Origin of the sequence: Nostoc sp. ChiQUE02, from assembly GCF_034531305.2 — a bacterium.
Classification (GTDB): Bacteria; Cyanobacteriota; Cyanobacteriia; order Cyanobacteriales; family Nostocaceae; genus Nostoc.
Window position 1 is genome coordinate 148,152 of the sequence record NZ_JAVRBN020000001.1, and the last position, 23,325, is coordinate 171,476.

The 23,325-nt window shown below is 41.7% G+C and carries 20 protein-coding genes; 8 read left to right on the top strand and 12 right to left on the bottom strand.

Going from position 1 to position 23,325, the window contains the following annotated elements; all coding sequences use genetic code 11:
• Positions 1–17: 17 nt before the first annotated feature.
• From RM347_RS00695 to RM347_RS00710, 4 genes are all read right to left on the bottom strand, one after another.
• Positions 18–2,186: a peptidase domain-containing ABC transporter gene (locus tag RM347_RS00695; protein WP_322722146.1), complete on the bottom strand. Its 2,169-nt coding sequence runs from the start codon at positions 2,184–2,186 to the stop codon at positions 18–20.
• A gap of 50 nt (positions 2,187–2,236) precedes the next feature.
• A complete protein-coding gene (locus RM347_RS00700) occupies positions 2,237–3,745 on the bottom strand; it encodes an HlyD family efflux transporter periplasmic adaptor subunit (protein WP_322722147.1) in 1,509 nt (502 codons plus the stop codon).
• Between the two features lie 1,306 nt (positions 3,746–5,051).
• The gene (locus RM347_RS00705) at positions 5,052–5,423 is read right to left on the bottom strand and encodes a CTB family bacteriocin (RefSeq protein WP_322722149.1); all 372 of its coding nucleotides are present in this window, start codon (positions 5,421–5,423) and stop codon (positions 5,052–5,054) included.
• Between the two features lie 520 nt (positions 5,424–5,943).
• On the bottom strand, positions 5,944–6,648 hold the full coding sequence (locus RM347_RS00710; protein WP_322722150.1) for a diacylglycerol/polyprenol kinase family protein: 705 nt from the start codon (positions 6,646–6,648) through the stop codon (positions 5,944–5,946).
• A gap of 61 nt (positions 6,649–6,709) precedes the next feature.
• Between RM347_RS00710 and yidD the strand changes: the two genes are divergently transcribed.
• The 3 genes from yidD to ychF all read left to right on the top strand — a co-directional run bounded on the left by yidD (position 6,710) and on the right by ychF (position 8,460).
• The gene (yidD, locus tag RM347_RS00715) at positions 6,710–6,943 is read left to right on the top strand and encodes a membrane protein insertion efficiency factor YidD (protein WP_322722151.1); all 234 of its coding nucleotides are present in this window, start codon (positions 6,710–6,712) and stop codon (positions 6,941–6,943) included.
• A gap of 165 nt (positions 6,944–7,108) precedes the next feature.
• Entirely contained in the window at positions 7,109–7,330 is a 222-nt protein-coding gene (locus RM347_RS00720) for a hypothetical protein (protein WP_322722152.1), read from the top strand.
• A gap of 38 nt (positions 7,331–7,368) precedes the next feature.
• On the top strand, positions 7,369–8,460 hold the full coding sequence (gene ychF / locus RM347_RS00725) for a redox-regulated ATPase YchF (protein WP_322722154.1): 1,092 nt from the start codon (positions 7,369–7,371) through the stop codon (positions 8,458–8,460).
• A 38-nt stretch (positions 8,461–8,498) separates the two neighbouring features.
• Here the strand turns inward: ychF and RM347_RS00730 are convergent, their stop codons facing one another.
• From RM347_RS00730 to RM347_RS00755, 6 genes are all read right to left on the bottom strand, one after another.
• Positions 8,499–8,633, bottom strand: coding sequence for a hypothetical protein (locus tag RM347_RS00730; protein WP_322722156.1), 135 nt, complete (start codon positions 8,631–8,633; stop codon positions 8,499–8,501).
• A 3-nt stretch (positions 8,634–8,636) separates the two neighbouring features.
• Positions 8,637–9,548 carry a hypothetical protein gene (locus RM347_RS00735; protein ID WP_322722157.1) on the bottom strand — a complete coding sequence of 304 codons (912 nt, stop codon included), beginning with the start codon at positions 9,546–9,548 and terminating at the stop codon, positions 8,637–8,639.
• Positions 9,549–9,692: 144 nt separating this feature from the next.
• The gene (locus tag RM347_RS00740) at positions 9,693–11,972 is read right to left on the bottom strand and encodes a hybrid sensor histidine kinase/response regulator (protein WP_322722453.1); all 2,280 of its coding nucleotides are present in this window, start codon (positions 11,970–11,972) and stop codon (positions 9,693–9,695) included.
• Positions 11,973–11,977: 5 nt separating this feature from the next.
• The gene (locus RM347_RS00745; protein ID WP_322722158.1) at positions 11,978–12,424 is read right to left on the bottom strand and encodes a response regulator; all 447 of its coding nucleotides are present in this window, start codon (positions 12,422–12,424) and stop codon (positions 11,978–11,980) included.
• A complete protein-coding gene (locus tag RM347_RS00750) occupies positions 12,412–14,988 on the bottom strand; it encodes a GAF domain-containing protein (RefSeq protein ID WP_322722159.1) in 2,577 nt (858 codons plus the stop codon). The genes RM347_RS00745 and RM347_RS00750 overlap by 13 nt, the downstream gene beginning before the upstream one ends.
• A gap of 435 nt (positions 14,989–15,423) precedes the next feature.
• Complete coding sequence (locus RM347_RS00755) at positions 15,424–15,843, bottom strand: hypothetical protein (RefSeq protein ID WP_322722160.1); 420 nt, start codon at positions 15,841–15,843, stop codon at positions 15,424–15,426.
• A 921-nt stretch (positions 15,844–16,764) separates the two neighbouring features.
• Between RM347_RS00755 and ppk1 the strand changes: the two genes are divergently transcribed.
• Both ppk1 and RM347_RS00765 read left to right on the top strand, forming a co-directional pair.
• Positions 16,765–18,942, top strand: coding sequence for a polyphosphate kinase 1 (ppk1, locus tag RM347_RS00760; RefSeq protein ID WP_322722161.1), 2,178 nt, complete (start codon positions 16,765–16,767; stop codon positions 18,940–18,942).
• Positions 18,943–19,136: 194 nt separating this feature from the next.
• The gene (locus RM347_RS00765; protein ID WP_322722163.1) at positions 19,137–19,553 is read left to right on the top strand and encodes a response regulator; all 417 of its coding nucleotides are present in this window, start codon (positions 19,137–19,139) and stop codon (positions 19,551–19,553) included.
• A 129-nt stretch (positions 19,554–19,682) separates the two neighbouring features.
• On the opposite strand, the gene RM347_RS00770 is transcribed toward RM347_RS00765, so the two are convergent.
• The gene (locus RM347_RS00770; protein ID WP_322722474.1) at positions 19,683–19,859 is read right to left on the bottom strand and encodes a hypothetical protein; all 177 of its coding nucleotides are present in this window, start codon (positions 19,857–19,859) and stop codon (positions 19,683–19,685) included.
• Between the two features lie 302 nt (positions 19,860–20,161).
• Between RM347_RS00770 and RM347_RS00775 the strand changes: the two genes are divergently transcribed.
• Positions 20,162–20,725, top strand: a complete 564-nt coding sequence (locus RM347_RS00775; protein WP_322722164.1) for a DUF2854 domain-containing protein — start codon at positions 20,162–20,164, stop codon at positions 20,723–20,725.
• 478 nt (positions 20,726–21,203) lie between these two features.
• On the opposite strand, the gene RM347_RS00780 is transcribed toward RM347_RS00775, so the two are convergent.
• A complete protein-coding gene (locus RM347_RS00780; RefSeq protein ID WP_322722165.1) occupies positions 21,204–21,464 on the bottom strand; it encodes a chlororespiratory reduction protein 7 in 261 nt (86 codons plus the stop codon).
• Positions 21,465–22,087: 623 nt separating this feature from the next.
• On the opposite strand from RM347_RS00780, the gene RM347_RS00785 reads away from it, so the two are divergent.
• Together RM347_RS00785 and RM347_RS00790 are read left to right on the top strand one after the other, a co-directional pair.
• Positions 22,088–22,288, top strand: coding sequence for a hypothetical protein (locus RM347_RS00785; RefSeq protein WP_322722166.1), 201 nt, complete (start codon positions 22,088–22,090; stop codon positions 22,286–22,288).
• Positions 22,276–23,301, top strand: coding sequence for a PleD family two-component system response regulator (locus RM347_RS00790; RefSeq protein ID WP_322722167.1), 1,026 nt, complete (start codon positions 22,276–22,278; stop codon positions 23,299–23,301). The genes RM347_RS00785 and RM347_RS00790 overlap by 13 nt, the downstream gene beginning before the upstream one ends.
• The last annotated feature ends 24 nt before the right edge of the window (positions 23,302–23,325 follow it).

Consider the following 23,325-nt stretch of genomic DNA (forward strand, 5'->3'; position numbering starts at 1 on the left):
CACACTGAGCAAAATTTTCATAGTGATAGAAACTTTAAATGCTCTCCTTGTTGAGATAGAAAAGTTTCTAAAGTCCCTTGTAGTTTCACTTGACCTTTATCTAGTAGCACGATCCAATCAGCGCGATTGATGACGCTGGGACGATGGGTAATCAAAATTGTGGTTTTGTCTTTTCGGTATTCCAAGAGCCGATCTAGCACGTGGGATTCGCTTACCGGATCAAGTCCGGCAGTTGCTTCGTCTAAAATCAGTACAGGTGGATTAGTAAGGATGCCTCTGGCGATCGCTAATCGTTGTCTTTGCCCACCAGAAAGATTTGCCCCAAATTCCCCTAAAACAGTTTGATAATTATTCGGAAGTTGACTGATAAAGCCGTCTGCATCAGCAATCTGACAAGCTTTGACAATTTCCTCAAAGGAAATATAAGGCATTCCTAAGCGGAAATTATCCAAAATTGAACGACTCCAAAAGTGAGGTTCTTGGGGTACATAAATTACTTGTTGTCGCAGGCAATCCAGGGAAAGGTCTTGGATGTTAAAAAAACCAATACGGATATTACCAGAGTTTGGTTGATACAAGCCTGCGAGCAATTTTGCTAAAGTACTTTTACCACAACCAGACTCACCAATCAAAGCAATCACCTTCCCTCCAGGTAACTTGAGAGAAAAATTTTCTATTAAATCAACTCTGCCAGCATGGTGAAATTGGAGATGGGAACAACGAATATCTGCATTCTCAGAGATTTGTGCAGTCGGCTTTTGACCGCTACCGACTACTTCTGGTGTAGCATCAATAACTTCCAAAAGGCGAGAGATTGCTGTTTGGGAGTGAATATATTCATCTATTAAACCAACTAACGAGTTAATTAAAGCCAAAACGTTAACCTGTAAAATATTAAAAGCTAGCATTTGACCTATGCTTAATTCGCCTTGAATTACCAGAATGCTCCCTAGCCCAAGTATGATGATGCCGCCAATACTGGAAATGAGTCTCGCAACAGTACCGTTAATAATTCCAATTTGGATAGTACTGTAAGTGAGATTGGCTAGGCGACCAAAACGACTTTGAAGTTCATCCCAGAATTGGGGAGCGGCGTTTGTGGTTTTGACTACCTGTGCGCCCTTAAAGGTTTCTACTAAAACGCCTTGATTTTCTGACCCCAAGACCAAGAGACTGCGGGTCTTTTGCTGGAGAATGGGCAAGAAAGGCAGAGTAGATAGAGTCATTAAGAAGATAATGAAAATGACTACTAGCGTCAACCGCCAGCTATAAAACAGCATGAAGCAGAAAGAAACTATGGCAATGAAAAATTGACTTGGTAAAAGAACTACAATCTGTGATACCAACTGGTTGATTTCGTTGATATCTCGCAGTCGGCTGATGATTTCGCCACTACGGCGAGCTTCATAGTAATTTAAAGGTAATTGGAGAATTTTTCGCCCAAACTCCAAGACTAGCCCTAATTGTAGCCGTTGACCAAAATGAGCAATCATGATGGATTGCAATGCTTGCAGACCACTGCTGAATAAGCTCATGACGATAACAGCCAGAACCACAACAGTGAGTAACTGGGTATCGCCGCGCACAAGAACATCATCTGTCAGCAGTTGGATGAGGATTGGGCTACTGAGAGCGAGCACACCCAGGACAATATTGATCATCAAAACTTGACTCAGCAATCCCCCATAAGGCAAGATCCGCATTAAAAAGCGCCCTAAGCCAGCTTTTGCTTTTTCTTTGGGCTGCTTAAAAAAGCGATCTGGATCTGGCTCTAGTAAGAGCATCACGCCATTCCAGGCTGCTGTTAACTCTTCTCGATTGATATAACGGATACCTACACCTGGATCGGCAATAACATATTTTTTACCCCGTTTGTCGTACAAAACAACCCAGTGGTGGCCCTGCCAATGAATAATTGCTGGTAAGTTTATTTCTGTGATTCTGTCTACGATCGCAGGTGAAGCTTTAACTGCTCTAGCATTGAAACCCAGATTCTCAGACCCGCGTTTTAGACCCAGCAAAGTTGTTCCTAGCTGTCCAGTCCCTACTGCTTCTCGGCTGCGATTGATGCTTAAAAAATGCCCGTAATGTTTGGAAATCGAAGCTAGACAAGCTGCTCCACAGTCTTCTTCACTCAACTGGGAAACACACTGATAATTTTTACGGAATTTAAATAGATTAAACATATTTACCGACCTTTAAAATTGGTACACAAAGTTAGCAGAGCAATTTTGAATTAAAAATCCGCGATTAATCGGGCTTTTCTGAGAATGAAATGAAGTACCGTTTCTTGGCGGGAAATAATATCTGCTCTACCTTCCATCCCCGACTTTAGATGACACTGGCGATCGCCTCTACCCAAATATGGTTTTTGCGGTTGAATAGTTACCTGATAAGCGAGTACCTGCGCCACGTTCTGATCTACGTTGTTTTTTAAAGTTGGTAGAGCATCTGGTGCAACTGTTTCGACGGTTCCTTGGAGAGTCCCATAGTCTGGATAGGGACAAGCAGAAACCTGCATTTGGACTTTTTGACCCGCTTTCACCTTGTCAATATCTTGAGCCTGCACACGAGTTTTAATTAACAAAGGAGCTTTGAGGGGAGCAATCTGAGCGATCGCTTCACTGGGTTGTACTACCTGTCCTGGGTTGCGAAGATTCAATTGCAGCAGGGTTCCGGCGATTGGCGATCGAATTACACTTTTATTTAGATCGGTTTTTACTTGTTGTAGTTCTTGACCACTGCGATCGAGTTGCTTTTGCAATTCAAGGCGCTGCTGTAAAAGAGTCTCTCTTTCTTTGTTCAAAGCGGCTAAGGTCGCTTCACCTTTTGCTTGTTCCTGCTTAATCCGTTCAGATGCCACCGTTACAACAGCATTACTAGGATTGATCGCGGTTCTAGCCTTTTCTAAGTCCGTTTGTGCAACCTTAAAAGCGTATTCTTTTTCCTCCATGAGATTTTTAGCGTTAGCTTTAGCTTCTTCTAGCTTCGCCTCAGCAGACTTAACCGCTTGTTCTTTTTCCTCAAACAGATTGCGAGGAACTGCTCCCGATGCCACTATCGGCTGCAATCGCTCTCTTTGTAGCCGAGTTAATTTCAAAGCTGCTTCCGCCTCTTGAACCGTTGCTGTTAAGACTTTTTCTCGCAGTAATCGCTCTTTTTGCAGCTTCGCTAAGGTCAAAGCTGATTGTGCTTTTGTCATATCAGCTGTAGCTTTAATTTGCTGATCTTGATAGTTGCGTTGAATACCACCTAACTCAGCTTGTGCAGCCATAATTGTGCGGTTAATTAAGTTTGTCTGAGCCGCAATCTGGACATTCATTTGACCGAGTTGAGCATCAATTTGATTTAGTTGTAATTGACTCTGCTGAATACTGCTTTCTAATTGACTCTTTTGAGTCTGGAGTTGAGAATCATCAATGTAAGCAATAGCTTGTCCTTTAGTTACCACCTGATTTTCTTGAACATCGATCTTTTGAATGGTTCCGTTCATCGCAGACTGGACAATTCGTTGTTCTCCAACAGGTCGGATGCTTGCAGGGGCTTTAACCGTGACGTTGTAATTGAGAACCGATGTAAGACTCACTCCTGCCACAAAAATAGTTAGCAGAATTCCTCCTCCAAAGTTTGTCCATTTCCCGATATGGGGGAGAAACTCGTTGACTTCAACTAAATGAAGTTGGTCTGGATTGGGTTCATTAAACCTATTCCAAAAAGAGTCATCCTCTGTGCGTAAGGATTTCACGGTATTGCACCTTTTGTTATGAATGGATAGATGAAAAAAATCAGGTTATCTAAAAGCCAAGCCTGCTGCACTAACACAAAGGCGTCGATAAATCCCTCTAAATAAGATGTTTACGGCTTACCTGCTCAAAACAGGCAATAAACAATTGAGAATACTTTGTTGCAATAGGTATCTACTACGCTAAATAGTGAAACGGTAACATATGCTGCTAACAGCGACAAACATGATGCTTTGCAATGTTCTATAATCAAAAAAGGGGGAAGAGAAAGGTATGCGCGACGCGCTGAAATCACCTTCCTCACATTTCTAACGTGTGCAACGCGTTAAAAAAAACGTAGGAGAACGCTCAAACTCCCTCAAAGTCCTCACTTACGTTGAGCGAGTTATAATAGTCTCCTTCATCCCCCTTTTATTCCAAAAACGCGATAATTTAGTGCGACATTATTGTTAGCCCCACTTGCGCGATCCTAATGAAAAATCAGCATCACAGAGATTGATTGGTAGATGCAGTTTTGCGGAAAGTCTTGAGTTTAGATATTTGGATTATATAGATAGCACATCTGTAGACATGAGATTTCTGAAATCTGCGATCGCTTCTACAAATAAATGAGAAGAAAGCTTGAGTGGCTAAATTGCTTAACACCACCTAAATAGCATAGTCAAGTTTGTTATTTGACTAAACAAATCGTCATTCTTAACTATTTAAAAGCCCATACTCGCCATTCCCTGCGTAAATTTGTTTTTGAAGCGCTCTGAAGTGACAACTTTTGCAGGTTATTCGTGGGAATGGTTAAAGAATAGAAACGACGGATAAAGCCGTAATTTCCCTGGAAACAGATCTACCCAAATCGATCTGATTATTTGATGTGACATGATTGTTAGCCTCGTTAGCCTCACTTACGTTCCTCTTTGATAAAAGATTCCAGAGGCTAACTCGCTTATGCAGTGTTCCCTAAAGCATTTAACCAGATAATTAGGCTCTACAAAAGGGAAAATCACAGGAAAGCTCTGGAATCTAGGGCTGGTTCCAGCACCTAAAAAGGGGAAACCTTGAGCACCCATATTACTCAGCACTATCACAATAGCCAAGTTTGCAGTACCATCTTGAAAATTGAACAAGATGGCTCTTGCAATATCAGCTATTTTGATCAAAGTTGGACATTCTAAGTAGGAAAGTAGCAAAAGAGAACAAGTCAGATGAAAAAATAGATTTATTCTTCACTTTTGACTGTTTGAGAACCCTACTTACTATTGCCTGCTTAAATTTGCCAAGTGCTTTGGTGTGATAGCTGATTTTTCAAGCTATCTATGCTTCGCCACCTTCAGTACCAGTACCAGTACCAGTACCAGTACCAGTACCATTGCCAGTACCGTTCTCAGTACCATTGCCAGTACCATTTTCAGTACCAATTGGTGAGCTACCCAAGGCTCCAATCCCTGTAGGAATTTCTACACCCAAGCCCAAGAAATCTAGTGCAGCCGTATTGACAGTATTAGTAAAGCCTGCGGAGGTAGCGGTGCTACCGTGGGGACCGGAAGTGGTTCTTCCAAATACAGCACTTCGTTTGTTACCAAAATTGCTGCCGCTTAAGTCAAAGTCGGCACCACCGACTAACATCTGTTGTTGCTTATCAGATAAATCATTAAGCAACTCAGATGTAATTATTTGATGTGACATGATTGTTAGCCTCACTTACGAAATTAGGTGGGTTGACCACCTAAGACCCAACTATAAGGATTGTTTGTCATGATTTCATAAACCTGGAGACATAATTGAAAATTGGATTTTTGTTTCTTAAGGTAGATATAAAATCTTTGATTTCTTTTAGATATACTAATTGCATAGAGTAACAATGGTTGATATTCGGTGTTTTTAAACTGATTTAAAGTAATTGAACATATATTTATGATTTTGCATATCTACAACCACTACCTTTAGATTATTAGGTTTGCGTATATAGTAATAATTTTTGCTTAAGTGTCGGGAAAAAATGCATAAGCAGTTGCTAAAAATAGACAAGCTGTCGTAATCGTTGTAATGACAGTAACTTCCTTTGTAACGAGTCGTTACTGAGAGCATCTCGATTTGGCAAACATAAATGCCAAATGACTATAAGTTGTGACTAAAGGAACAAAGCCTGCTTTTGCAGGCTATTTATTAACTAACGATGAAATTTTGGCACTGTCTCTCAAGGCAATTAGTAACTTAAGACTAACTGACTTAAAAAGTAAGCAAGCGCTGCACTACCCAAAGGAACTGTCAAATTGTCAATACCCAAAAATGAAAAAGCTTCTAAAGCCGTAGCTATAACTGCCACCATTAGTGATATCGCCCAAGTTTGCCAAGCGTTTCCTTGAGTTCCAACTAAAATCAAACTGCTGACGACATAGCTAACAAGCATCATAGTCAGGGAGCCTTCCCAACTTTTTTCTGACCCAAAAATTTTATACTTATTTTTACCAAAGCGTTGCCCAATCAAAGCTGCTAGTCCATCTCCCCAAGTCATGATCAAAATTCCTAGTGCTGCATACTGGGGTTGTTGCAAGTACCAAAACCAGGCAACTAAAATACCGAAACTGATAGAGTAAAAAAATGTCCCTAAACTTTGGCGTCCAACGCTATTAATACCAGGAAGAATAGAAAATCGGTAGGATAATAAGGTGATTGCACTCGCTAAAATTGAAGCTGTAATCCCGACGCTAGCAGGAATATATAGCCACCAAGCCAGTAAAATCACATTACCAGTGCCAATATGAACTATCTTCCGCACGATTTCTGGCTCGTTGGTGAAGCGGTTTACCACCCATGCAATCAGGAGGATGAGTAACACCCAAATTGCAGCGATGGCAATTTGCAGCCATAAAAGCGGAATTGAGGTGAAGTCAGAAAATGTAATTAACAAAGATACAACAAAATGAAAATTTTTACCTTTGTTACTAATTTATAAGATTTAGGTAACTGCAATGAAATTATTATTGATTTGGCTGATTCGGGGCTACCGAATGTTTATCTCGCCATTGTTTCTCCCAACTTGTCGCTTTCAACCAACTTGTTCGATGTATGCTATTCAAGCCATTGAACGATTTGGAGTATTGCGTGGTAGCTGGATGGCAACTCGGCGGATTTTGCGCTGTCATCCGTTTCATCCAGGTGGTTATGATCCAGTACCAGAAGTGGTGGAAAAAGTGACAGAGTAGTAATTTAGTACAAATTTGTTGGATTTAGGGAAGGCGAGATGCGGAAGTGACAAGAGCGGTAAATTATTAAAGGAAGTATCGCTGGGTATAGCCATTTGGGAAGATGTCAACAGTTGAGGTTGTCATCTACCTTGGGAAGGTTAAATAATTTAATTTAGACTTACCATGATTAATCCTACTGCGATTTCTATACCCGAACCACAAATTCCCAATCCTCAACCGAACCCGCTACCGAGTCCCGAACCTGTACCAGGACCAGCGATTCCCCAACCCTTACCGGGGCCTGTACCAGAACCAGTACCTGCTCCCATTCCTCAAACAGTTCCAGGGCCGATTCCTCAAACAGTTCCAGAACCAATTCCCCAAACCATACCGGAACCTGTTTGAATTACCTTTGTAATGTAATCCAAAATCCAAAATCTAAAATGCTAAGAGCCGGAATTGTCGGACTTCCCAACGTCGGAAAATCTACTTTATTTAATGCTGTAGTTGCTAATGCCAAAGCAGAAGCAGCTAACTTCCCTTTTTGCACGATTGAACCGAATGTCGGCGTTGTCGCAGTACCGGATGAGCGGTTAAATGTTCTTGCTAAGATTGCCAGTTCGGCACAAACTATCCCGGCGCGAGTTGAATTTGTAGATATTGCCGGTTTAGTTAAAGGTGCAAGTCAGGGTGAGGGACTAGGGAATCAATTCCTGTCCCACATCCGGGAAGTTGATGCGATCGTCCATGTGGTACGTTGTTTTGAGAATGACGATATTATCCACGTTGCTGGTTCTGTTGACCCAGCGCGAGATATTGAAATCATTAATATAGAATTGGGTTTATCAGATTTAGCCCAAATTGAGCGGCGAATTGACCGCACTCGCAAACAAGCTCGTACCAGCAAAGATGCACAGTTTGAAATCACAGTCTTAGAAAAATTAGCTGCGGCTTTAAATGAAGGTAAATCGGTGCGTCAGGTGAGCTTGAATGAAGAAGAAACAGTAATTATTAAAGGACTGGATCTACTCACTTATAAACCGATTATCTACGCCGCGAATGTATCTGAGGATGAGTTGGCAACTGGTAATCATTTTGTGGAAACAGTGCGGCAAATTGCAGCAACTGAAAATGCCCAAGTTGTAATAGTTTCGGCTCAAGTTGAAGCTGAATTAGTGGAATTACCAGAGGAAGATAAAGCTGATTTCCTCGCGTCTTTAGGTGTGGAAGAAGGCGGTTTGAAATCATTGATTCGGGCAACTTACATGCTTTTAGGCTTGCGGACATATTTCACTTGCGGCCCTAAAGAAACCCGCGCTTGGACAATTAATGCTGGAATGTCTGCACCTCAAGCTGCTGGCGTAATCCACAGTGATTTTGAGCGGGGATTTATTCGCGCCGAAACAGTTGCTTATAAAGACTTGGTAACAACTGGTTCGATGAATGCTGCGAAGGAAAAAGGGTTGGTTCGCAGTGAAGGGAAAGAGTATATTGTGCAGGAAGGGGATGTAATGTTGTTCCGATTTAATGTGTAGGTGTAATTAATGAGTGGCCGTTATCAATCAGATAATGGTCAACCCACACCAAGTTGCGATCGCTCTAAATAACTTGACAAAAAGTTTGATATGTGCATATTACTTAATGTGGTTGCTAGGCGATCGCAAATAAACCTGCCAGATAGCAGTTCGCACAAGTTATCAAAGGACATACTTCAGCTACTTCCACCCACAATATATACATAGGAACCCAAATTCTCATCATCTGTACCAACAATCACACCGCCTGCTGCACCGGGAACAAGTTCCATTCCTTCAATTTTGTGGTAATCAGAGCGGTAGAGGGGAACAAGTTGAGGATTTTGATGCCATGTAATTTTGTTACCATGCAATCCCAGATAACCAGCGACATATACAGCTGATTGAAATGGGCCATCATCTCCGGCATCACTTGCTGAGGTGATGTACACAATTCCTACGGGATCTACCTTAATATCTGAAATATGGCGAACATTGCCAGATGGAAACGGTACTTTCAAACTGGCAGAACCTGCGAGAGTAATTTGATATTTAGCTAAGTCAAACACTCCCCAAAAAATAGTTGCTGGTTGTTCTCCTTCACCTCGATGTCCCCAAATAGCAACTAATTTTCCGTCTATATTTTGCAATCCAAATGCTTCAAAATTATTTCCTGGAATAATTCCTGGTAGATTGAATTCCTTGAGAACCGAGATGGTCTTATTGGCAGGCTCTAACTTGATGTAATAAGCTTTTCCAGAACTGCTTATAGCGATAAAAGAGGATTTTGTTTTATCTGGAACAGATGTTAAAGCTTCTAAGTCGATGGGTAATTCAGTATTATTTGGCCAGTTCAAGGGTAAATATTCAGGTTGGTTCTTCCCCTTAATGCTGATGATTGCGATACGAACTTGGTGTTTTTGTTTGTTGTCATGGACAATCAGAAAATCGAGCGTATTGCTTTGCTGCTCTATCAGAGCTATACCACTGATACCGAAAGGGATGCCACCGCGAACCGGACGCCAATCTTGCGCCTTAACTTGCACAGATATGAGTAACAATGCACTCAAAATTATTATATTGATGATTAATCTGAGAAACCGAGGCATATTGATTTAGCCAAGCTGTGAGTATCAGTAAGAGAAGTGCGTTAGCCGATGCTCAAGCATATCAAATCTAAGCAATTTGCACCCACATCAATAAAGCAGCCTTTTGTACTCACAAGTATCAGGATACTTACGTAATTGCTTAACTCACGATAGTACTTTCTGTAAAGAAAGCAATAATTCGTTGACGGTATAGGGCTTCGACAAAAACGTATTGACACCAATGGCAGCTGCTGCATTGAGCTTATTGTCAGACATCAGTCCACTGCTGGCAATAATTCTGACTTGGGGGTTAATTTTTCGTAGGGTACGGATGGCAGTTAAACCATCCAAGGAGGGCAGCATCATATCCATCAGTACGGCACTAATTTTGTCCCTATTTTTAGCGTATAGCGCGATCGCTTCAATGCCATCACTGGCAACTAAAATTTTATAGTTGTGATCTTCTAGTGATGTTCTCGTAATCTCTTGAATCGCAGCTTCATCATCCACAACCAAAATCAATTCTCCATGTCCTGTTTGTGGTGGCAAATCTTCTGGGCTGAGTGTTTCCATTCCTCCTACTGCTGGCAAGTAAACTTTAAAGCTAGTGCCACTTCCCGGTTCGCTATACACATTCACAAAACCTCCGTGACTTTTAATAATCCCCAGTACGGTGGAAAGTCCTAAACCAGTGCCTTGTCCTACATCTTTTGTGGTAAAGAATGGCTCGAAAATTCTATCTAACATTTCTCTAGGAATCCCAACTCCAGTATCAGAGACAGTAATCACTATGTAGGCTCCCTCTTTGGCTTCCAGGTTCATGCGGGCATAATTTTCATCAATCAACAGATTTTCGGCAGAGATACTCAAAGTACCGCCATTAGCCATAGCATCGCGGGCGTTAACACAGAGGTTCATCAGCACTTGATGTAGTTGGGTACTATCCCCAGAAACCATCCACAACTCCTGCGGTATATCAGTGCTGATTTCTATGGATTTGGGAAATGTCTCTTTGAGAATCTTGGCTACTTCCACAATCAAATGCTTGAGTTGCAAAGTGATCCGCTTACCTCCCACACCTCGCGCAAAGGACAGCACCTGTTTGACTAAATCAGCGCCGCGTCTAGCGTTGATTTCGAGAATTTCCAGTAGATGGCGAGTTCGCTCATCTGCATTGGGAAATTTCAGCGGTAGCAGTTGCGCTCCTGCCAGAATCGGTGTCAGGATATTGTTGAGATCGTGAGCAATGCCGCTAGCCAAAGTGCCAATACTTTCCAAGCGTTGAGCGCGAAACAATTGGGCTTCTAAATGTTTTTTCTCCGTAATATCTGTGTCAACGGTGAGAATTGATTTAGGCTTACCCTGTTCATCGCATACTAAACTCCAGCGACTAGCAACAAGGATTTCCTTACCCATTTTAGTAAGTTTAGTTAACTCACCTTGCCACTTACCTTTACTAATAGCTTGTAACAGAGCCGCTTCGATTTCCGGTGAAGGTTCGTCATACAAAAGCTCACTAGCATTTTTGCCCCAAGCCTCTGTAGCTTGCCAGCCGTAAAGTGTTTCTGCGCCTTTGTTCCAGAAGATAATTTGATTGTTTAAATCTCGCACGCAAATGGCATCTGTAGTGACATCTAGTAATGCTGCTTGTTCGCGGATTTTTTCTTCTGCCATTTTGCGATCGCGCTGCGCGGCTTGCCGTTCGCTAATATCGATACTGGCGCAAGTCACGCCGACAACTTCTTGCGATTCATTTCGCAATGGCTCGACAGTTAAATCGTAATATCGAGTTGTATCTTTGATTGTAATTGAGACTTCCTCTCGCGTTCCTATGCCTGTGGTTAGCACCCCACGTTTAATTGCAATCAGATGTTGAGCATCTTGTACTGGGATGATATCCAAGTCTTGTTTGCCCAATATTTCCTCAACAGTCACTCCAGATGGGGGATTGTAAACCCAGGTGTACCGTAACTCTCGATCTTGGTTGTAGACAAAGATTGGAGAGTTTTTCAGGGCAACCCGAAATCGCTCCTCACTATGGCGTAGTGCGTCGTCTGCCCGTTGACGTTCGATGGCATAACGCATTGAACGCACCAGCAAGTCGCCAGTTACTTGCCCTTTGACTAAATAATCCTGTGCTCCTTCCTGCATTGCCCTAATTGCTAGGGTTTCATCGTTTATCCCCGTGAGCACAATTATCGGAGTGGCTTTTGCTTGATGGTGAGCGATGACAAAGGTTTCCAGTCCCTGGCTATCTGGCAGCGAGAGGTCTAACAGAATTACATCAAAAATTTCCTTTGCTAAGTAGTTAAGGGCTTCATAAAGTCGCTCAACGGGCATCAAATCAACTAAAACTGTGGTAACTTCCTTTAAAAACTCTTGTAATAAAAAGACATCACCAGGGTTATCTTCTACTAACAAGACCTTAATATTTTTACCTGCCATTTCCACTACTCCGGTGGCAGTTTTACGATCGCAAACCAAAAATTTTCTATTGATTGTACAATTTTAACGAATTGATCGAAATCTACTGGCTTAGTTATATAACAGTTTGCACATAAATTATAAGCTTTGAGGATGTCTTCTTCAGCTTGGGAAGTCGTCAAAATTACTACAGGAATTCGCTTGAGGTTTTCATCTCCTTTAATTTCTGCCAGTACTTCCCGCCCATCTTTTCTAGGGAGATTTAAATCGAGCAGCACAATATCTGGATGGGCTGCTTTGACATATTTTTCCTGCTTTCGCAAGAATGCCATTGCCTCTACACCATCTTCGACCACATTCAAGTGAATGGAGATTTTGCTATCTTCCAGGGCGATGCGTGTGAGTTGGGCATCGCCTGGATTGTCCTCTACCAACAAAACCTCAATAGGCATAATCGCTGTTATGGTACCCACGATTGCTTACCTGCTCTATCTGGAATTGTGAAGTAGAAAGTCGAGCCTTGACCCAGTTTCGACTCAACCCAGATCCGGCCGCCGTGGCGTTCTATAATTTTCTTACAAATTGCCAGACCAATTCCAGTACCCGGATACTTATCTCTACCGTGCAATCGCTGAAAAATTATAAAAATTCGTTCAGCATACTGGGATTCCAGACCAATACCATTATCGCGCACCCAGAACAACCATTCATCTGCCGACGGGGTAACATTTAAACTTTCCCCATCTGGGTTTCCATCTGGCTTCGCTACCCCGATGTGAATTTGTGGCTGCTGATTCTGGCAAAATTTGATCGCATTGCCAATCAGGTTTTGAAATACTTGTGTCAGTTGGGTAGGATCAGCCATCACTTCCGGTAGAGTATCATGAGTGACAATTGCCTTACTATCGGCGATCGCAATTTGAAGATTAGCGATCGCCTGTTCTAAGACAACACTACAATTTACTGACATAAAGGGCTGCCCACGGGTGCTGACGCGAGAATAATTCAACAAATCATTGATTAGGGTCTGCATTCGTCGGGCCCCATCTACTGCGTAGTTAATAAACTGATCGGCATTGGCATCTAGTTGAGTTTTGTATCTTCGCTCTAGTAGTTGTAAATAACTCGTTACCATCCGCAATGGCTCTTGCAAGTCATGAGAAGCCACATAGGCAAATTGTTCTAATTCCGCATTAGAACGAGCGAGTTCCTGACTTTGCTGGCTTTGTTTTTCTAATAGTTGCGCTTGAGATAAAGCAATCCCAATTTGGTTAGCTAATTGCTGTAACAACTCTGTCTCAAAGTTATTCCACCGTCGAGGTGCGGCACACTGATGAGCCAGCAACAAACCCCAAATGCCGTCCCTGACGAGAATTGGCACTACGAGGTTAGCTTTGATAGCAAACTGCTGAAGAAATTCTCGATGGCATGGTTGAATGTGAGCGGTTTCAACGTCTTCCATTGCACTCACTCTTCCTTGGCGATATCTTTCTATGTATTCTTCTTTAAAGCAGGGGTCAAAAATATTTTTTCCCAGAATTACCGGCCAACCAGGTAGCACCGCCTCTTGCACTACTGTTCCCGAACCATCAGCTTCCAGTTGAAAAATTAAAACTCGGTCAGCTTGTAGTAATTTTTGTACCTCTGTCACCGTCGTTTTAAGAATTTCGTCTATTTGCAAAGATTCTCGAATTTTTAGGGTGATTTCGGCAAATAGTTGCGATCGCAAATTCTGCCGCTTTAATTCTTCATCTGCCTGCTTGCGATCTGTGATATCAGTATAAGAACCCACCATGCGAACTATATCACCCAATGCGTCCCAAAGTGCCTGTCCTCGATCTAGAATCCATTTATAGCTGCCGTCTTGGCACTGGACTCGATATTCACAGACATAAAACGGTGTTTTCTTGGCAAAGTGGTCTTGGAAAGCTTGAAGTACCCAATCTCGCTCATCGGGGTGGATTCGTTTTGTCCATTCATCCCAACCGTTGGAAACTTCGTGGTCTTTATAACCGAGCATTTCCTTCCACCGAGTTGAGAAGAACACTTCATTAGTCTTAAGGTTCCAGTCCCAAATACCATCATTATTACCATGTAATGCTAATTGCCAGCGTTCTTCACTCTCTCTTAGTGCTTCTGCCGTTTTCCGTCGTTCAGTAATATCTTGAAAATAAACAGACAAACCGTCTTTTGCCGGATAGGCGTGGACTTGAAGCCAGCAGTTTAGTGGCGGATAAAACTCCTCAAATTCCACACTCGCCTGTTCTAAGATTGCCCTGTGATACTCACGATGGAATGTTGTATCGACGATTTCTGGAAACACCTCCCAGATGTTTTTACCCAAAAGCTCATTCTGTTTTTTTTGCAACAGCCGTTCTGCTTGACCATTAATGTAGGTGAATCGCCATTTTTTATCTAAGGCAAAAAAACCATCAGTGATGCTTTCGAGAAGATTGGCGATGCGGGTTCTCGCAGCTTCAGATTGAGCGCGGGCTGCTTGCTCGTGCGTCATTAGTTTCTCGGTAATTTCCGATACCTCAGTTACATGACGCCTGAGTTCTAATTGGTCGATTACCAGGCGACTCAGAGCTACAAGCGCTTCCACTTGTTTTTGGCTCAATTTTTTTGGAACTTGGTCAATTACGCACAGAGTTCCCAGCATATCTCCCAACGGGGTAATTAAGGGTACACCTGCATAAAACCGCACATAGGGATAGCCAGTTACTACGGGATTATTTGCCAATTTTTCATCAGCTAGGGTATCAGGAACCACCACAACATTACGCCGCTCTTGGCAAAGGTAAGATAACCCAACACTCCGGGGCATTTCTGATACATCTAAACCTACTTTTGCCTTAAACCATTGACGGTTTTCATCAATGAAATTTACCAAGGATATGGACGTGCCACAAATAAATGCCGCTAACTGAGCAAGATTGTCGTAGGCTTCTTCGGGTTCGGTGTCAAGAATTTGATACTGGCGGAGGGCTTCTAACCTCACCGCTTCTGTATCAGTATCAATGTGTCTAGCTTTCATTAACTTTTCTTTATAAATTCTAATTTTATATCTAGTCAGTAGCTTGGCTACTTTATAAATAGCTTAACGCCGTGTACAACCTTTATTTACTCTAACTTAACCCCCCAGACCCTTCCCTATGAAGCTATCCATTAGATATCTGGTGAAAAAGAATATAGAGACGTAGCATTGCTACGTCTCTATAAGGGTTTTGGATGATGTCTATTAGCCTGATTTTTTTAATATTTGCCAGAGCGATCGCTCACTAAATCCCGTAGCTTTAAAGCTACATTGTCTATTCTCAATAAAAGTTAAGCGTATATGAATTCGCCAACAACATCATAAATATAGGGAAGAGATATAGCATTGCTATTTCTCTCCCCTGTCTTTAAATCTATTCAACTGTTCTGTCAGTTGCTAAAAACTTTGTAAGTACTTACGAAGCAAAGATTCAATCTACTCTAAACCACCGAAACCATTAGCACCAGCACCAGCCCGAATGATAGCTGCTTGATCTTCAACTGCTGTAGCCGCAGTTAGTGCAGCTGCTGCTGCATCAAGGAATGGATTTCCGCTACCAGTCGCGGCCGTTGCATCAGTAAATGTGGCTGGGCTGACAACCAGACTATCTATGGTTTCTTGGTTTGTTCCTGGGTCTGTAATAGTAGGTGTAATTGTTAAGTCTCCACTGAAGGATGCGCCAGTAGGTGCAATCAACTCACCACTGACACTTTGAGAAGCACCTGATGGTCTCACAACTGTTACAGCACCACGAACAGCAGCTTGACCTGCACTTGCTGGCGCAGCCAGGATATTACCAACGCTAACCAAACCCAACAAGCAGATGCTTCCTTTGACGATTGCAGAAATTTTCATGATTAACAAACTCCTCGTGTTGTTTATCTTTGCGTTTTCAATATAACCATTACCTTTCATAAAACTTTCAGTAATCATACTGGAGTTTTTCAAAATCCTGGCGGTCATAAATTAAAAAAACTAATAGACTAAATCGTTAGTGCGGATCTCAACAAGAGCAGTAAAATCTAGATAAAACGGAGATTCAACAAGACTTGTATCTACTTAATGCCTGTATTGAGCTTGTGGTAATACTTACCAAGTTCAGGATTTGAAAAACCAAATTAAAAAAGTATTACAGGTAGGGCTTTAGACTGCTTCTCACAACATAATTCTCTGTAAACTCCACTTGATAATTACTCAGAGATTTTTAGAAATGCCCATGTCATATCTTTGCTAAATCTTAAATGCATCTTCATGGGTAATATGCCGTGGGCAACGATTTACACCCCTAGACTTATTGCGGTTCTTATATGGATGCAATATTTTGTCAGGCGGGACAACTTTAAGCCACTACCATATTCCAGAGAGTTGAAAACGGCTATAAAATCTAGTTATAGGTTTGGGATGAGTGATTCTCTGAAAGAGACGCTATGCGCGATCGCACATAGCACGCACCAGAAGCGATGTCTACGATGGTCACTGAGCGGCTGGTGAACGGAGTCGAACCATGTCTCTCGTAGAGAAGTGCGGGCTACGTCTACGCAAAAAAACCAAAAATTTCTTGTTAATGTTGGCTTTCCTGCCCACACGGGTTTATTTTTTTGTCTTTAAATACAAATAGATTTTTGATTTCAGCATTATCTCTGTCCCTTACCAGTAGCGAGGTAGAGAATCAGCACAGCCAAAAGTTGCCTCAGCGTTATGCTCAAGCACCATTTAATTTACTATGTTTATTGTCCCCCAGTTTAATGGGCCACATCTGCCTGCCCTTAGGTCATTATGGCAAAATCTAAGAAAAGCGCTACTCCCATCAATCTCAGCGATCCACAATATTATCTTAACCGAGAGTTAAGCTGGTTAGAATTTAATGGCAGGGTGTTACATGAAGCCTGTGACGATCGCACCCCACTTCTGGAACGTCTCAAGTTTTTGGGAATATTTAACTCTAATTTGGATGAGTTTTTCATGGTGCGCGTTGCTGGTTTAAAGCAACAAGTAGAGGCAAAAGTTAGCCTATTAACTCCCGATGGTCGGACACCACAACAACAGTTAGACGATATTAGGTCTACCCTCATTCCCCAGGTCAAGAAACAGCACCAACATTTTGAGCAAGTACTTCGTCCGCTACTAGCAAATCACGGCATCCATATTCTGGATTACATAGATTTGAATCAAAAACAGCGAACTCATCTCAACAGTTATTTTGAGGAACAAGTCTTTCCAGTTTTGACTCCTCTGGCTGTTGACCCTAGTCATCCCTTTCCTTTTATTTCTAATCTCAGTCTGAATCTGGCTGTTGTAGTCAAAAACCCAGATACCGAAGAAGAATTCTTTGCCAGAGTCAAAGTCCCCAGTGTTCTCCCACGATTTTTACCGATACCGCCTGAGTTGGGAGATCAGAACAACGACAAACCTGCCCACTGGACTGGAGTACCTTTAGAACAAGCGATCGCTCATAACTTGGAATCTCTATTTCCAGGGATGAACATTCAAGAATATCATCCGTTCCGCATTACCCGTGATGCCGATTTGGTTTTAGAAGAAGATGAGGCAGATGACTTATTGTTAGCGATTGAACAGGAACTACGAAAACGGCGGCTGGGTGGAAGTCCAGTCCGACTAGAAATTCAGTCCCAGACTCCTGAAATAGTGCGATCGCGATTATTGCAAGATTTGGAATTAACAGAAAGCGATCTTTACGAAGTAGATGGTCTTTTGGGTCTGCGGGATTTGATGTATTTTATGTCCTTGCCATTGCCAGAACTCAAAGATCCACCACGCCAATCTGTTGTACCATCACGCTTGCAAAGGCTGAGAGAACCGAGTTTAGACCCAGATGCCCTGGAGACGGACGAAGGAAAAGATTTTTTTGCAGTGATTCGGGAAAAGGATTTGCTAGTACACCATCCCTATCAATCCTTTTCGGCTACAGTGGTGCGCTTTATCACCCATGCCGCCTACGATCCGAATGTGTTAGCCATCAAAATGACCCTTTACCGGACTTCTGGCGATTCGCCCATCGTCAACGCCTTAATTGCCGCCGCCGAAAATGGCAAGCAGGTATCCGTACTGGTGGAATTAAAAGCGCGATTTGATGAAGAGAATAATATTTACTGGGCAAAACGACTAGAAAGAGTTGGAGTTCATGTTGTCTATGGTTTAGTGGGGCTGAAAACCCATAGTAAAACCGTCATGGTGGTACGGCGCGAAAAAGACCGGATACGTCGCTACGTGCATATTGGCACTGGTAACTATAACCCCAAAACGGCGCGACTGTATACAGATTTGGGATTGTTTAGTTGCCGTGAAGAATTGGGTGCTGACATCACAGATTTATTTAATTTCTTGACAGGTTACTCAAGACAAAAGTCTTATCGAGAGTTGCTGGTTGCGCCTGTGAATATGCGCGATCGCTTTTTGGCACTAATTCACCGCGAAATCGAAAATGTTCAAAATGGATTTTCTGGACGCATTGTTGCCAAAATGAATTCCCTAGTCGATCCACAAATTATCGCCACTTTATATGAAGCTTCCCGCGCCGGAGTACAAATAGACTTAATTATTAGGGGCGTTTGTTGTTTGCGCCCAGGACTCAAAGACATTAGTGAAAACATTCGCATAATCAGCATTGTCGGTCGCTTTTTAGAACACTCTCGGATTTATTATTTTCATAACAATACACAGGAGGAAATCTATATCGGCAGTGCCGACTGGATGCGCCGCAACCTAGATCGCCGAGTCGAAGTAATTACCCCAGTGAAAGACCCAGATATTGCTAAAGATTTGCAAGAAATTATGGGAATTATGCTCGCAGATAATCGTCAAGCTTGGGAATTACAAGCCGATGGCACTTACATTCAACGGCGTCCTTATGATGATTCTCCAGAAGCTAATTCACAAAAGCTTCTCATGAATATGGCATTACGCTCAAGTGGTGTAGCCTCAAACTTGAATTGATTAAAAAATAACTTACTTATACCTTGACAACTAGCTCAACTTAGGTTTCTGAGAAAACTTGAATTTTGTGAGCAGTTACCTAAGTTATTTCTCATGGCTTCACACAAGTTATTCAACCATAGGATAGAGTTAGTGCTAGCACTTGTTCCCATAAACTAGAGGGGTTATTCTGAATAATTTCGTCTTTCCCCTCAATGTTAATGTTATCCTGTGAGCTTTCTACCTTGCGTGTTCTAGTAGTTGATGACCACGAGCTAACTCGTTTAACCTTACAATTGGTTTTTTCTTGCCAGGAAAATATTCAAGTAGTAGGTTTAGCCAGTAATGGTGAAGAAGCTATAGAAATGGTTAAACGTTGCCATCCAGACGTAATTGTTCTAGATTTACAGATGCCAGTTATGGATGGCTGGAGTGCGTCTAGTCACATTAAAGCTATATCTCCGAACACCCAAATCCTTGCTTACTCTTCAGTGGAAGATGTAAATTTTCAGGGCACAAAGACCATGTCAAGCTTTGATAATGTTTGCAAAAAAGATGTACCTACAAGCGAACTCATTGCCTTAGTTAGGCAGTTAGGTCAGCGTACAGGAGATGGTTCAGTTGCAGGATAAATGATAAAGCTATGTTGCTTCGCCAACTCAGGCTTAGTTCAATTTTGGGGATTTGAGCACATGATAGTAATGAGGAGCGTCGATATAGCCTGAAGTTGAAGGTTAAACCGACGCAATTTTTAATGAATTCTACTCTACCGGAATAGTGCGTCTAAATTCATCAATTAATTCATCCAGTTCTTCCAAAGCCTGATTTACGTCAACTCTCAAAGTTCCCAGGTTTGGTTGCTCTAGTAGGCTTAACAGGTACTCACGTTTACTTTGAACTGCGACAATTCGTTCTTGTATAGTCTGTAAATCCATCATTCTTTTCCTATCTTTAACTACCTTTAAGTTTAAAGTTAACTCAAAATCCAATATTCTGGGGCGCTATAAGTCATTGGTAATTTATTATACTTGTTAGTCCTGAGAAACTTTCCGTGTCTCTCGTACCCCTACTCTTCAAGCTTTCTACGCGTAGCCTCTGACTTCTGTTTGTGTCAGTCTTAACCTGGCAATTTTCAGTTTGTTGAATACTACCGAATGGGGACGATATTCTTTCCTAATTTGTTACCCATAGCCGATGATAATAAAACTGAGGTATTCAGACTTTATACTAATTTAAGCTCATGCTACGCCAAATCTCTTTAGGAACACTCGGTCTAACTATCGGCGGTATATTAACCATCATTGGCTTCGTCGCCTATGCTGATAATAATGCCACACTCAATCTTGTCGGATTTTTTTACGGGATTCCTCTATTGTTGGGAGGGTTGGCGCTGAAAGCTAATGAACTCAAGCCAGTACCCCAAACTACGTCACCGTCAGCATTGGTACTGCGGGAACAGCAAGCAACTGATACTCAAAATAAAATTCGCAAAGATATCACCCGATATTGTTACGGTCAAGATGCTCATCTAGATACAACCCTTTCTTTTCTGGGTTTGAGTCCCACAGACCAGGAACGTCCAACAGTCACAGGGTTGCGAGAAGAAGAAGTCAATGGGAACTATGCCCTAATTTTAGAATTTGATTCACCTCTAATACCAATTGATGTGTGGCAAAAAAAGCAGGAAAAAATGACTAACTATTTTGGTCCTGGATTGGAGATTCAAATAACGCAGCCATCTGAAAATACAATTGAGCTAGCGCTGATCAATACTCCAAAAGAGTCCCTAGTCAGTAGTCAATAGTCAATAACAAAAATTATTGTTACCCAAATGCCATGCTTTTATGGCTTGTCGTTAACCACTTTTTGTAACAGTCAAAGTGCCACGCTAATTGACATCCCACCTATAACTTAAGTTCTGGATTAATAGCTTCTGTCCACTCAGCGTGGACTTCAATTTTCCCTTTCACAGAAGATGGCCATATACATCACTTAAAATCTTGTGTTTAATCCTCTTAAGAAGACTTTAGCTATTAGCCTCGGAATTTATTTCAAGGTGGGATAACAACGAAGTGAAAGATTTCAAAGATGTTGGTAATGACAAAGTTTTGAAGTATAAGGTTTCTCTCCTGCTTTCTTTGTTCGCACAATGTCTCCGTCAGGAGAAGTTCTGATGCCTGCAACAAACTACACCAACGCATAGCACAGCGTTAACAAGTTATTGAGCATCGGAGCCTACTTTTATTGTTAACTCCTTTTGGGCTTCACAACTGACCAAAAAGTTACTTTTCTAAACGAACTGCATACCACTGTAAATATTGCCCTGGGCCAATATCTAATTCGCAGCTGGTGTCGAGTAAATATTGTGCTTGAGCTTCCACAGTATCAAACTTTTGCAAGTCAGGCGGCAAATCTTGAATTATAAGTTGTTGGAGAGTTGTTTTGAGCTTTTCTAATAACTCTAATTGTGTCAGAAATTGTTCTGGTTGATTTGTTTCTAGTACCACAAAATGATCCTGTTGATACATTAATGAGTCTGGCATTTTAAAGATTTAGTAAATGTAAATAGGTTTTGACTTTTTTTGTAAAAAGTTCTGGTTGTTTGTGTACTCAAAAAGATGGCGGTTTTATGTGCTGTCTGTGAAGCAATTATAGGGTTTAGTTGTTAAACATATTAATTTTTGTTTATTATATTTATATTTAATATAACCTTAGCTAGTAAATTGGTATCTTGATGAATAAACAATCTATTTTTTAATATAACTAGATATACTGAAACGAGTTCAATGATACATGAGAATTTTTACTTAATTTATTAATTCATAATGACTCGAAGATTAAGCTTTACACTAAGCTTAACCTTAATCTTATGTAATTATACTAAATGTCCACAAGCCTTGCGAATAGACTAAATAAATTTAAGTCAGGTGATATTAGTCTTTAATATTAGCTATCTTCTGAGAACGTTTCGGCAATTGCTTTGCCCTGTCTCACTAGATTTATAAACTAACTACATAACTACATAATTAAGGTATGCATTTGCAATTCTCAAACAAATTGCAATTTAACTTTAACAATGGGGAAATATAAAAGTAACATTTCCTCCCATAACCATAGCCGAACAAAAAGGTAGCAATTGCCTTCGTGTTCCAATTATAGATTGTCTATGCAACTTAGTTATCTACCGCTTGCTTGGCTCAATAACATTGAGCGGTCTGTTGTCAAAAAACAGTTGATTGTGAAGCCAGACACACCTTTGCCGCAAATCCTGGCATTGAAGAAAAGAGCGATCGCTCCCATGCGATTGAGTTGCACAGCCTTTTTCAGGATAGTCCCGCAAGTGGAAGGCAACTCATGTCAGGCATAAGCCCATTTTCTGTTTCTAAGCAACCACCACTGATTCTTGTGGCTGATGATGACAAGACTATTCGAGTATTGTTGCGTAAAGCTATGGAACAAGAAGGTTATCGAGTGGTCGAGGTCAATGATGGTAAACAATGTTTAGATGCTTACGAGACTATCAAACCGGATATAGTTTTGCTAGATGCTGTAATGCCTGTGATGGATGGCTTTACCTGCTGTAAGCACTTGCTCCAGATTGCCAGGAATAATTTAATATCAGCCCTTGCAACTTTTGATACTGACTCGACCCATAACAATACTGTGATTTCCAAGATATGGGAGCGCACTCCCATATTGATGATCACATGCTTGGACGATGAGGAATCCGTAAACCGTGCTTTTGACGCAGGGGCGACTGATTATGTCACTAAGCCAATTCATTGGCCTGTATTGCGTCAACGGTTGCGCCGACTGCTACAGCAAGCGCAAGTTTACAAACAATTAGAGGCGGCAAACCAAGCTTTGCATCACCTTGCCAATGTAGATGGCTTAACTGAGTTGGCTAATCGTCGCCGCTTTGACGATTATCTTAATACTCAGTGGATTAATCTTGCCCAAGAGGGATCTCCCCTGTCAATGATTTTGTGTGATATCGACTTTTTTAAATTTTATAACGATAGATATGGCCATCCTGCTGGAGATGTCTGTTTACAAAAGGTGGGTGCTGTCTTAAGCCTTAAGGCACAAAAGCATCAGGATTTAGTAGCGCGTTATGGTGGTGAAGAATTTGCTGTAATTATGCCATATACCCCTGCATCTGGTGCAGTTCACGTTGCCGCAGCGATACAAGCGGGAGTCAAAGATTTGCAAATTATTCATGACGGGTCTGCGGTGAGTGAGCATGTCACTCTCAGTATGGGCGTGGCAACTGTTGTCCCGACTTGGGAATCTTCACCTTCAGATTTGATTGTGTTGGCAGACAAAGCACTCTACCAAGCTAAAGCTGGGGGGCGCGATCGCTTTATCTCAAGTTCTTAATTGTCATTAGTCACTTGTACTGAG

Excerpts from the sequence above, each read along its gene's own strand:
- RM347_RS00740 (WP_322722453.1), bottom strand. The coding sequence starts at position 11,972 with ATGGCAGGTAAAAATATTAAGGTCTTGTTAGTAGAAGATAACCCTGGT.
- RM347_RS00730 (WP_322722156.1), bottom strand. The coding sequence starts at position 8,633 with ATGTCCTTTGATAACTTGTGCGAACTGCTATCTGGCAGGTTTATTTGC.
- RM347_RS00755 (WP_322722160.1), bottom strand. The coding sequence starts at position 15,843 with ATGAAAATTTCTGCAATCGTCAAAGGAAGCATCTGCTTGTTGGGTTTG.
- RM347_RS00720 (WP_322722152.1), top strand. The coding sequence starts at position 7,109 with ATGATTAATCCTACTGCGATTTCTATACCCGAACCACAAATTCCCAAT.
- ppk1 (WP_322722161.1), top strand. The coding sequence starts at position 16,765 with ATGGCAAAATCTAAGAAAAGCGCTACTCCCATCAATCTCAGCGATCCA.
- RM347_RS00735 (WP_322722157.1), bottom strand. The coding sequence starts at position 9,548 with ATGCCTCGGTTTCTCAGATTAATCATCAATATAATAATTTTGAGTGCA.
- RM347_RS00780 (WP_322722165.1), bottom strand. The coding sequence starts at position 21,464 with ATGCCAGACTCATTAATGTATCAACAGGATCATTTTGTGGTACTAGAA.
- ychF (WP_322722154.1), top strand. The coding sequence starts at position 7,369 with ATGCTAAGAGCCGGAATTGTCGGACTTCCCAACGTCGGAAAATCTACT.
- yidD (WP_322722151.1), top strand. The coding sequence starts at position 6,710 with ATGAAATTATTATTGATTTGGCTGATTCGGGGCTACCGAATGTTTATC.
- RM347_RS00705 (WP_322722149.1), bottom strand. The coding sequence starts at position 5,423 with ATGTCACATCAAATAATTACATCTGAGTTGCTTAATGATTTATCTGAT.
- RM347_RS00765 (WP_322722163.1), top strand. The coding sequence starts at position 19,137 with ATGTTAATGTTATCCTGTGAGCTTTCTACCTTGCGTGTTCTAGTAGTT.
- RM347_RS00785 (WP_322722166.1), top strand. The coding sequence starts at position 22,088 with ATGCAACTTAGTTATCTACCGCTTGCTTGGCTCAATAACATTGAGCGG.
- RM347_RS00790 (WP_322722167.1), top strand. The coding sequence starts at position 22,276 with ATGTCAGGCATAAGCCCATTTTCTGTTTCTAAGCAACCACCACTGATT.
- RM347_RS00770 (WP_322722474.1), bottom strand. The coding sequence starts at position 19,859 with ATGATGGATTTACAGACTATACAAGAACGAATTGTCGCAGTTCAAAGT.
- RM347_RS00775 (WP_322722164.1), top strand. The coding sequence starts at position 20,162 with ATGCTACGCCAAATCTCTTTAGGAACACTCGGTCTAACTATCGGCGGT.
- RM347_RS00750 (WP_322722159.1), bottom strand. The coding sequence starts at position 14,988 with ATGAAAGCTAGACACATTGATACTGATACAGAAGCGGTGAGGTTAGAA.
- RM347_RS00695 (WP_322722146.1), bottom strand. The coding sequence starts at position 2,186 with ATGTTTAATCTATTTAAATTCCGTAAAAATTATCAGTGTGTTTCCCAG.